Origin of the sequence: Cylindrospermum sp. FACHB-282 (assembly GCF_014697195.1) — a bacterium.
Classification (GTDB): Bacteria; Cyanobacteriota; Cyanobacteriia; order Cyanobacteriales; family Nostocaceae; genus Cylindrospermum.
Map to the genome: position 1 here is coordinate 44,539 of NZ_JACJRJ010000044.1, position 8,996 is coordinate 53,534.

Here is an 8,996-nt window from a genome sequence, read left to right on the forward strand (position 1 = left end):
AGTGGGCAAAACTGTGGTCAGAAGCTTCAAACTCAAAAGTCTATTTGGTAATTCTAATAAAGGGGTTGGCATTGAACTGGCGCCAGAACGAGTCAATGTAGTCCAGCTACGCAAGCAACGCCAAGGTTTGAAATTAGAGACTTTCACATCGGTATCGGTTCCCGAAGGCATAGTTAGTGATGGTCAAATTGCTGATCCTGCAGCAATGGCGCAACTAATCCAGCAGGCCTTGGCTGAAAGTAAAATCAAGACATCTCGTGTTGCTACTTGTGTTCCCGGAAGAGATTCTATTGTGCGTCTGATACCTGTACCAGCAGAGTTAGATGACAGGGAATTACGGGAGATGGTGTTAAATCATGAGGCGGCTTTATATTTACCCTATCCCCGTGAAGAAGCTGATGTGGATTATCAGAAACTTGGGTACTTTGTAGATGAGGATGGCATAGAAAAAGTACAGGTGCTTTTGGTTGCTACTCGTAAGGAGGTGACAGATACCTACGTGAGTACATTTGAGCAGGCAGGATTACAAATTGATGTTTTAGAGATTAACAGTTTTGCTCTAATTCGGACTATTCGTGATCAGCTGCGACTATTCGGGCCCCAAGAAGCAGCGGTGCTAGTTGATATCGAGTTCGATAGCACAGAAATTGCCATCATCGTTAATGGAGTACCACAATTTTCCCGTACGGTGCCCATAGGTACTTATCAACTGCAAACTGCTTTATCGAGGGCAATGAACTTACCCACATCACGAGATATGGAAATGTTGCAGGGCATGACTATTCCTTCAACTCCCATAGATGGAGGCAAAACTGGCGTCACCGGTATTAATCCTGGTATGGCTGCCATGTTGAGAGTGTTGGGAGAACTATCAGATGAACTGCGGCGTTCCATCGATTTTTACCTCAATCAAAGTGAAAATTTGGAAGTAGCGCAGATTCTACTGGCTGGCCCTGGGGGGGGACTCCAACAGTTAGATGAGTTTTTTACTCAAAGATTGAGTTTGCCAACTACCCAAATAGATCCTATAGGGTCTTTGTCTTTGGAAGTTGACGCGGAAAAATATCCCCTGGCGCTACGCCCTGGGTTGGGGATAGTACTTGGTTTAGGAATGCGGGAGGTATGACCGAATGTACAGTCTGGATATTAACTTTCTTAAAGACCGCCCAGCTTATCAGAAAAACTCTGACAAAAAGCCAGGAAAACCGGTTCAGATTGGGGATTTAAGGCCAGTTTATCTGGGAGTTGGCATAGGTTTGTGTTTTCCACTGTTGGTGGCCTCTGGTTGGTTGTTTTTGCAAACTCAAAGTGGCAATTTAGCGCAGGAAATAGCAAAACTAGAACAGGAAAAAGCGGAGTTAGACTCAAAAATCGGCAACATTAACAAAATCCAGAAAGAAACGATCGCTATTCAAGGAGAAACTCAAGCTTTAGTCACTGTGTTTGATCAGATTCGTCCTTGGTCTGCAATGTTGCAAGATTTGCGCGATCGCATCCCCGCCCTAGTGCAAATCGATAACATCAGGCAAATAGCGCCTATTGTCCCCACCAAGGGAGAAGCACCAACTAATACCGCTGGGGGATTAGAAATTAACGGATTTGCTAGCTCCTTTAATGATGTCAACGATTTCTTGCTGAGTCTGGAACAATCTAAGTTCTTAAAGTCCTCAGAAAGCAAAATTATTACAGCAGAGTTAGTAGATGCTCCATTACAAGTAGATTCTAATAGAAGTTCTGTGCCAATTAAACCACCGAAAATAGTCAAATACACTATTCAATCGAGCCTGACTGAGGTTCCAGCATCTCAGCTAATTCAGGAGTTAGAGAAAAAAGGCACAGTGGGACTAGTGGCTCGAATTCGCAGTATGCAACAAACAGGAGTCATTCCAAAATGACGTTTAGTGATGATTTGAGTTTTGCAGAACACGGCGGGGCGTTTGATGAAGGCACATCACCCTATCCTGTCGTCTTTGGTATTTCTTTCACACCCCAAATCATTGGCATCATAGTGGGGTCTTTGGGACTTTTGGGAGCAGGCTATATGTTCCTAAACCTAGTGATGCCAACCTTGGAGAGCTATCAGCAACAGCAAGTAAAAAATAGCGAACTTCTAGTAGAAATTGACCAAAAGAAAATCAAAGTCCAACAGGCTGACAAGATCAAAGAAGAGTTAGCTCAAGCAAAGCAGCAAAAAATTCAGGTTTTAAGTTTATTCGCTAACGAAAAAGCCTTGAGTACCTTACTGCTAGATACAAATCGCTTGGTTCAGTCAGGCGCTAAAACTCCTGGAAATGGCGTGGGCGCTCAACTGAAGAAGTTTGTGCCATCTGCCAATAAACCAGAAATAGTTACTGATGGCACTCTAGGACTACAAGTCGATAACAAGCTAAAACGCAGCAACATCAATGTGGAAATTGTCGGCACCTTTGAACAAACACAATCGATTATGCGTAACATTGAGCGGTTGCAGCCCTTGATGATAGTTAAAGACTTTCAAACAAAATTGGAACCACCAGAGGCTATTTCCCCAGAAGACAAAAACAAAAGAATGCGGAACGGCCCAGTAGAGATTACAACATCCTTCCAGTTGCAGGCATTAATGCCACTTAGTCCAGAAGATGCAGCAGCAATAGCAGCAGATACAGCAGCTAAAGCGAAGGGACAGAAGTAACAAAAAAGTGCTGAGTTCTATTAGCCTAGCCCGTGGTGAGTTCTGAGTAGAAACAATCATACTCAGCACCCAGCACTGACTACTCAGCACTAATTAGAGATGCGGCTACTTAAAGATTCTTGGTCAACACGGTTTTAATTAAGGTGAGGAATGAACTGTGAAACAGGTTCACGGTAACAGTTTAATATCGGGTGCTGCTACTTTTGTATTGTTGGCAGCTCAACCAGTGTGGGCACAGACTACTACAATTACTGATGTACAGCTAAATCCAGTAGATGGTGGAATTAGCGTGGTTTTGAAAGCTTCTGCCGGCAATCGCCCGCAAGTTTTTACCACCAAAAAAGGTAAAGCCTTAGTTTCAGATATTATTAACACTCAACTGCGTTTACCACAAGGTAATAGTTTCCGCAAAGAAGAACCCGCACCGGGAATTGCCTTAGTTGAGATCAGTCAGCTTGATGGTAATAGCATCCGGGTGACGGTGACTGGCAGCAACAACATACCCAGCAGCCAAGGAGTGGTGCGAAAGCAAGACGGCATTACCCTCGGCTTTACACCATCTACTGACACCACAGCATCGGCACCAACAACGCCAACAGCAACCAAACCGCCTGCATCTACCCCAGTCCAGGTTGCTCAAAAGCAAGATGTTCTTGTCCCCAACCCAGAAGTTACAATTGACGGCCGACCTGCACAACCTGCGGGAATCGGTCAACCTTATAATCAAGCTCCACCTTTCTTGCCCAGAGCCGTCGCTCCACCGGTGGGAGATATTTCTATCGCCACTACTGATGCCTCTCCCAGTAATATTGACTTGGGAACTCAAGAACGTGTTCCTCGCTTAGTGCTGCGAGATGCTCCAGTTAGAGAGGTTTTGTCATTGTTGGCCCGTGCTGCTGGGATGAACTTAGCTTACATAGGCGGCGAAGGAGCGCAGCCTCCAGGAGGTCAGCCTATCCCTGGTAATAGTACACCAACAATTTCTCAAACCATCTCTCTAGATATAGAAAATGAGCCAGTGCAAGATGTATTTAACTATGTCTTGCGCCTGAGTGGTTTAGAAGCTAACCGCAGTGGACGCACGATTTTTGTTGGGGCTAAACTACCTAATTCCACCCGTGATGTGGTGATGCGTAACCTGCGACTTAATCAGGTAACGGTGGGAGTCGCCCTGAATTTTTTGGTCGGCTTGGGGGCAGAAAGTGCCATTAGCCGGGAACGACTTGTTACTAGTGTCAATGCTGTGGCTGTGGGCGCTGGAGCCGCTCCTATCACCCAAACTCAAACGACCACAGAAACTAAACTGGAAACTCAACGGGCTGAGTTTAAAGATTCTAATCCCTTACTCAGAGGTATACAGGCACTAGGTGACGAGCGCACGAATTCCGTTACCTTGATTGGTTCTCCCCGGTTACTTGACATTGCAGTGGCTCAATTAACTCAGCTAGATATCCGCCGTCGTCAAGTTGTCGTTAATGTCAAAATAGTCGACATTAACCTGACTAACACGGATGAGTTCAGCACCAGTTTTTCTTTTGGCGTTGGTGACAATTTTTTCTCAAGTAGTGGAGGCGTAGCGAATGTTAACACAGGTAGAACTAGACCACCAACTACAACAGAAATAAATAACAGTTTGACAAGTGCACCAACAATCGACGATCCCGCCGGAGATTTCACCAACCCTGTGCAGTTTTCTCGCAATTTTCTCTCTCAGCTACAGGCTACTGTCACCAACGGCAATGCCAAGATTTTGACTGACCCAAGTTTAATTGTGCAAGAAGGTCAAACGGCTAATGTCAACTTGACCCAAGAAGTGATTGGCAAGTTCACAACAACTACAACTGACAACGGCAGCGGTGTTCTCAGAGAAGTGAGCGAGGTGACCAAGGAGAAAATTGGTTTAACTGTAGCTGTTAAAATTGAGCGAATTGACGACAATGGTTTTGTCGCTCTATCGGTTGCTCCTATTGTTAAAGCAGTCGGAAATACAGCAACTACAGGCGATGGGGAGATTGCTTTGATATCAGAACGCTCGCTGAATTCTGGCATAATTCGCCTGCGAGATGGTCAGACGCTAATTCTCAGTGGGATTATTCAAGATGAAGACCGCACAAGTATATCCAAGATTCCTATCTTGGGTGATATTCCGTTGATTGGTGCGCTGTTCAGAAGTACAACCAAAAATAATCTGCGTAAAGAGGTGATTGTGTTGCTCACACCTCAGATTATGGATGACACGCAGAATTCTGCCTATGGCTATAATTATACCCCCAGTCCACAGGTGCGGCAAATCTTTGAGCGCCGTGGCTTGAAGGCGCCTGGTAAGCAATAAGATGGGGTGCAAAACTCTATAGCCTTGGTTTGGTTTGATGTATTTCGATACCCGTAGCGCTGGGTTTCGGCATCAAAAGTTTGAAACCCCTGAATTTATTGATGGGGTTTCTTTCCTGCCTCCTCATGGATTTTTCATTGGTTCAGTACTGCAAAACTATTAGCATTTGATTCTGATTTCTTCTCTTTTTAGTTTTGGCTTCATACCCATAGTTGGTTTTACTAAGTACTTTTTCCTAGTTTTCTGGTGGTTTAGAGTACAACAAGCACCCAAAAATCACAAAAAATCCTGAAATCCATATAAATTAATGGTTTCATCTATCCACTTCTGGCTACAACACCTTAGAATGATTCATTGAAAAGTCGAGCCTATGGGATTTGCAGACATTTTGCGTGTAAATGCTCCCAAGGGCCGATTTTGGTAAATCTCCAAACAGAGATTTTGGTAAAGATGCAACAAATATCTGTAGAGAATCTCAAGTAAACCTCAAGGAGTTTGATATGAACAAGGGTGAATTAGTTGATGCAGTAGCTGAAAAAGCTGGTGTTACTAAAAAACAAGCTGATCAGGTCTTAACAGCCGCTTTAGAAACGATTATTGAGGCTGTCTCCTCTGGTGATAAGGTAACGCTGGTGGGATTTGGCTCTTTTGAATCACGGGAACGTAAAGCCCGTGAAGGTCGCAACCCGAAGACCAATGAAAAAATGGAAATTCCAGCGACGAAGGTTCCTGCCTTCTCTGCTGGAAAGATGTTTAGAGAACGGGTAGCACCCCCAAAATCTTAGGTTCTGCCTTAGGGAACTTGTTTTTGATGCGGCAACCTGCACACGGGGGAAATTTAGCCTGGGCAGCAGCACTGGCTGGCTGTCCCCCTGAGGCTATTCTGGATTTTTCTGCTAGTATCAGCCCTTTGGGCCCGCCAAATAGCGCGATCGCCGCTATTATGTCCCAACTTGGCAATCTCAGGCATTATCCAGACCCCAATTATAGTGAACTGAGACTAGCTCTCAGTCACTTTCATCAACTGCCGCCTGAGTGGATTCTGCCGGGTAACGGCTCTGCAGAATTACTTACTTTGGTAGGTAGAGAATTATCTCAATTAGCCGCAACAATGTTAATTACTCCAGCCTTTGGCGACTATTACCGTACCCTGGCAGCGTACGACGCTAAAGTTCTGGAGTTTTCTCTATTTAGTCCTGAGCAACAAGTGATGAGTTATGAGTTACCAGATTTACTCAGCACTCACCACGGGCTACGCCCCGCTACGCTAACGGTACTCACCACTGACTGTGGGTTACTGCTGAATAACCCCCATAACCCAACAGGAAAGCTATTTTCGCGGGAGTCCATTTTGCCTTATCTAGAGCAGTTTGCTTTGGTGGTGGTGGATGAAGCGTTTATGGATTTTGTGCCGCCCTCTGAGGAACAAAGCCTGATTTCGGTGGTGCAGGAATATAGAAATTTAGTGGTATTGCGATCGCTCACAAAATTTTATAGTCTTCCAGGATTGCGACTAGGATATGCTCTGGCTCACCCTGACTGCCTAGCTAAATGGCAGCAATGGCGAGATCCCTGGCCTGTAAACACCCTGGCGGCAGCGGCGGCAATTGCGGCACTTCAGGATCGAGAGTTTCAAGAGCAAACCTGGAAATGGCTACCACCTGTACGAAACCAACTCTTTCAGGGTTTAGCCTCAATTCCCGAATTGCAACCGGAAAACAGCGCTGCTAATTTTTTGCTGGTGGAATCAAAACGGTCAACTTCCCAGTTACAACAACAATTACTCCGGCAGCAGCAGATTTTAATTCGCGATTGCCTTAGCTTTAAAGAACTAGGCGATCGCTTTTTCCGCATTGCTGTACGTTCTGAGTCCGATAACCAGCGCTTACTAACAGCTCTCAAATCCTTGCTGCGTTCTGAATTCTGAGTTTTTTGTCAGTTGCCAGTTGCAAAGAAGAAACAACTGACAATTGACAACTAACAACTGACTATTGACTATTGACAAATGACTATTGACTACGATGTTGTAATTATTGGCGGCAGTCTTGCCGGACATTCCGCAGCCTTAGCTGCAACCCAACTACATGCCACAGTCGCCTTAGTAGAACCGAAAATCAACCACGGGTTGATTCATCACCACACACTAAACGAAATCGGCAAAATGGTGCAGCAGTTGCATAATGCGGTAAATCTTGGGATTCATCCCTCACAGGCTAATACCATACCAGAAATTTATCTTAACGGAGCAACCCCCCCCACCCCAGCCTCCTCAGAAAAATCGCCAATATCTACGGATTGGTCAAAAGTGATGCTATCTTCTCAAGGGATAGTTTCAAATCTTGCAGAACTAAATTCTCCTGCCAACCTAGCCGCTTTAGGGGTGGACGTCATCTTTGGCAATGGTCAATTTCATTCTTCACCCCAACTAGCTTTTGCTGTCAGCGATGCCTACGACGGGCTACGCCAACGCCTATTACACGCACGCACCTATTTGCTTGCTGGTGGTTCAAGTCCAGCAATTCCCAAAATTGACGGACTACAAGCCACTGGCTACCTCACTCTAGCTAATATTTGGCAATCCCTAAAAGAACCAAACCCGCCCCAAAATTGGGTAATTATGGGTGGTGTCCCCCAAAGCATTGAAATTGCTCAAAGTTTAGCGCAGTTAGGTTACAGCGTCACCCTGATAGTTAAACACCCCTATATTCTTTCCTCTATTGACCCAGAAATAGCCCAGTTGCTTCAGGCACAATTAGAAGTTGATGGCGTGCGCGTCCTGACCCAAACATCAGTAACCCAGGTGCGGCGAATTGAGGGTAAAAAGTGGATTCAAGCAGGAGATAAAGCAATTGAAACTGATGAAATTTTAATAGTAACTAAACAGCAGCCAAATCTAGAATCTCTAAATTTGGCAGCAGTAGGTGTTAAATGGCATCAGCAACGCTTGCTGGTAAATGATAAACTGCAAACCACTAACCGCCGTATTTACGCCTGTGGTGATGTAATTGGTGGTTATGACCTTGCTAACATCGCCAATTATGAAGCCAGCATCGCTCTGAAAAATGCCCTCTTTTTCCCTAGAACTGCCGTTAATTATCAATGCATACCTTGGGCGGTATTTACTCAGCCGATGCTAGGGCAAGTAGGTTTGACTGAAGCGCAAGCCAAAGATCAATTTAGTCAAGATAAAGTTTTAGTTTTACGAAAATATTTTAAATCAGTAACAGCATCTCAACTCCGAAGCGAAATTACGGGTATTTGTAAAATAATTGTTCTCGAAAATGGGGAAATTTTGGGAGCTACCATATTGGGGGCAGAAGCGGCAGAATTAATTAATTTGATTGCTTTGGCAATGTCCCGAAAAATTCCCGTCAAACATTTAGCAAGTTTATTTCCTGCCTATCCCAGTTTTTCAGAAATCATAGAACAAACAGCAGGAGAATGGAGCAAACAACGGCTAAATAGAAACACCGCCCTGCAAGACCTTCTAGAAGACTTTTTCCAGTTTCGCCGCGATTGGAATTTGTAATTAGCACTAGTACAGCGTCATCCGTGACAGGTTAAGGAAATTTTACATTTTGATGCCTTTAGGTAATTTGGCTTAACCATCTGGCAACTAAAGATTTGAGATTGGGGATTTTTGTGGGTAAATGCAGTTATCAAAAATCTAGCTAATTCTCCTCAATCCTACTCATTTTTATAGCTATATAAGAATAATGAGTAAGTTTTTTGAACTTGGTTTTAAGAAAGCTATTCTCACAGTATAATCAAGTTATGAAGCTAGTTGAACGTCATATCATGACCAAAAACCATCCTTTCTGGTCAGACATTGACCACAAGGCTTTTTTGTCTAAAAATTTGTTTAACTTAGCTAATTACTATTATCGTCAATATTTCTTTCAACACCACCAGAAACTAAACTTTAATCAACTCTATCACCAATTGTCTCAAACCGACGACTACAAAGCTTTACCAACAAAAGTTAGTAAGCAA

The 8,996-nt window shown here is 44.2% G+C and carries 7 protein-coding genes and 1 pseudogene; all 8 read left to right on the forward strand.

Annotated elements, in window-relative coordinates:
• Positions 1-13 precede the first annotated feature (13 nt).
• Complete coding sequence (gene pilM / locus H6G32_RS20395) at positions 14-1,126, forward strand: type IV pilus assembly protein PilM (RefSeq protein WP_190461563.1); 1,113 nt, start codon at positions 14-16, stop codon at positions 1,124-1,126.
• Between the two features lie 4 nt (positions 1,127-1,130).
• A complete protein-coding gene (locus H6G32_RS20400; protein WP_190461544.1) occupies positions 1,131-1,895 on the forward strand; it encodes a PilN domain-containing protein in 765 nt (254 codons plus the stop codon).
• Positions 1,892-2,671 (forward strand): pilus assembly protein PilO, encoded by a 780-nt coding sequence (locus H6G32_RS20405; RefSeq protein WP_190461546.1) that lies wholly within the window; start codon positions 1,892-1,894, stop codon positions 2,669-2,671. The genes H6G32_RS20400 and H6G32_RS20405 overlap by 4 nt, the downstream gene beginning before the upstream one ends.
• Positions 2,672-2,828: 157 nt before the next feature.
• Positions 2,829-5,003 (forward strand): AMIN domain-containing protein, encoded by a 2,175-nt coding sequence (locus H6G32_RS20410; RefSeq protein WP_190461549.1) that lies wholly within the window; start codon positions 2,829-2,831, stop codon positions 5,001-5,003.
• Positions 5,004-5,503: 500 nt separating this feature from the next.
• Positions 5,504-5,788, forward strand: a complete 285-nt coding sequence (locus H6G32_RS20415) for an HU family DNA-binding protein (protein ID WP_190461551.1) — start codon at positions 5,504-5,506, stop codon at positions 5,786-5,788.
• A gap of 26 nt (positions 5,789-5,814) precedes the next feature.
• Positions 5,815-6,930 carry a threonine-phosphate decarboxylase CobD gene (gene cobD, locus H6G32_RS20420; RefSeq protein WP_190461553.1) on the forward strand — a complete coding sequence of 372 codons (1,116 nt, stop codon included), beginning with the start codon at positions 5,815-5,817 and terminating at the stop codon, positions 6,928-6,930.
• A gap of 78 nt (positions 6,931-7,008) precedes the next feature.
• Entirely contained in the window at positions 7,009-8,532 is a 1,524-nt protein-coding gene (locus tag H6G32_RS20425; RefSeq protein ID WP_190461555.1) for a dihydrolipoyl dehydrogenase family protein, read from the forward strand.
• A gap of 245 nt (positions 8,533-8,777) precedes the next feature.
• Positions 8,778-8,996, forward strand: a pseudogene (locus tag H6G32_RS20430) (RNA-guided endonuclease TnpB family protein); the annotation flags it as partial.

Bases quoted from the DNA above. Each gene is read 5' to 3' on its own strand.
- H6G32_RS20425 (WP_190461555.1), top strand. From the start codon at position 7,009: ATGACTATTGACTACGATGTTGTAATTATTGGCGGCAGTCTTGCCGGA.
- H6G32_RS20415 (WP_190461551.1), top strand. From the start codon at position 5,504: ATGAACAAGGGTGAATTAGTTGATGCAGTAGCTGAAAAAGCTGGTGTT.
- H6G32_RS20405 (WP_190461546.1), top strand. From the start codon at position 1,892: ATGACGTTTAGTGATGATTTGAGTTTTGCAGAACACGGCGGGGCGTTT.
- H6G32_RS20400 (WP_190461544.1), top strand. From the start codon at position 1,131: ATGTACAGTCTGGATATTAACTTTCTTAAAGACCGCCCAGCTTATCAG.
- cobD (WP_190461553.1), top strand. From the start codon at position 5,815: ATGCGGCAACCTGCACACGGGGGAAATTTAGCCTGGGCAGCAGCACTG.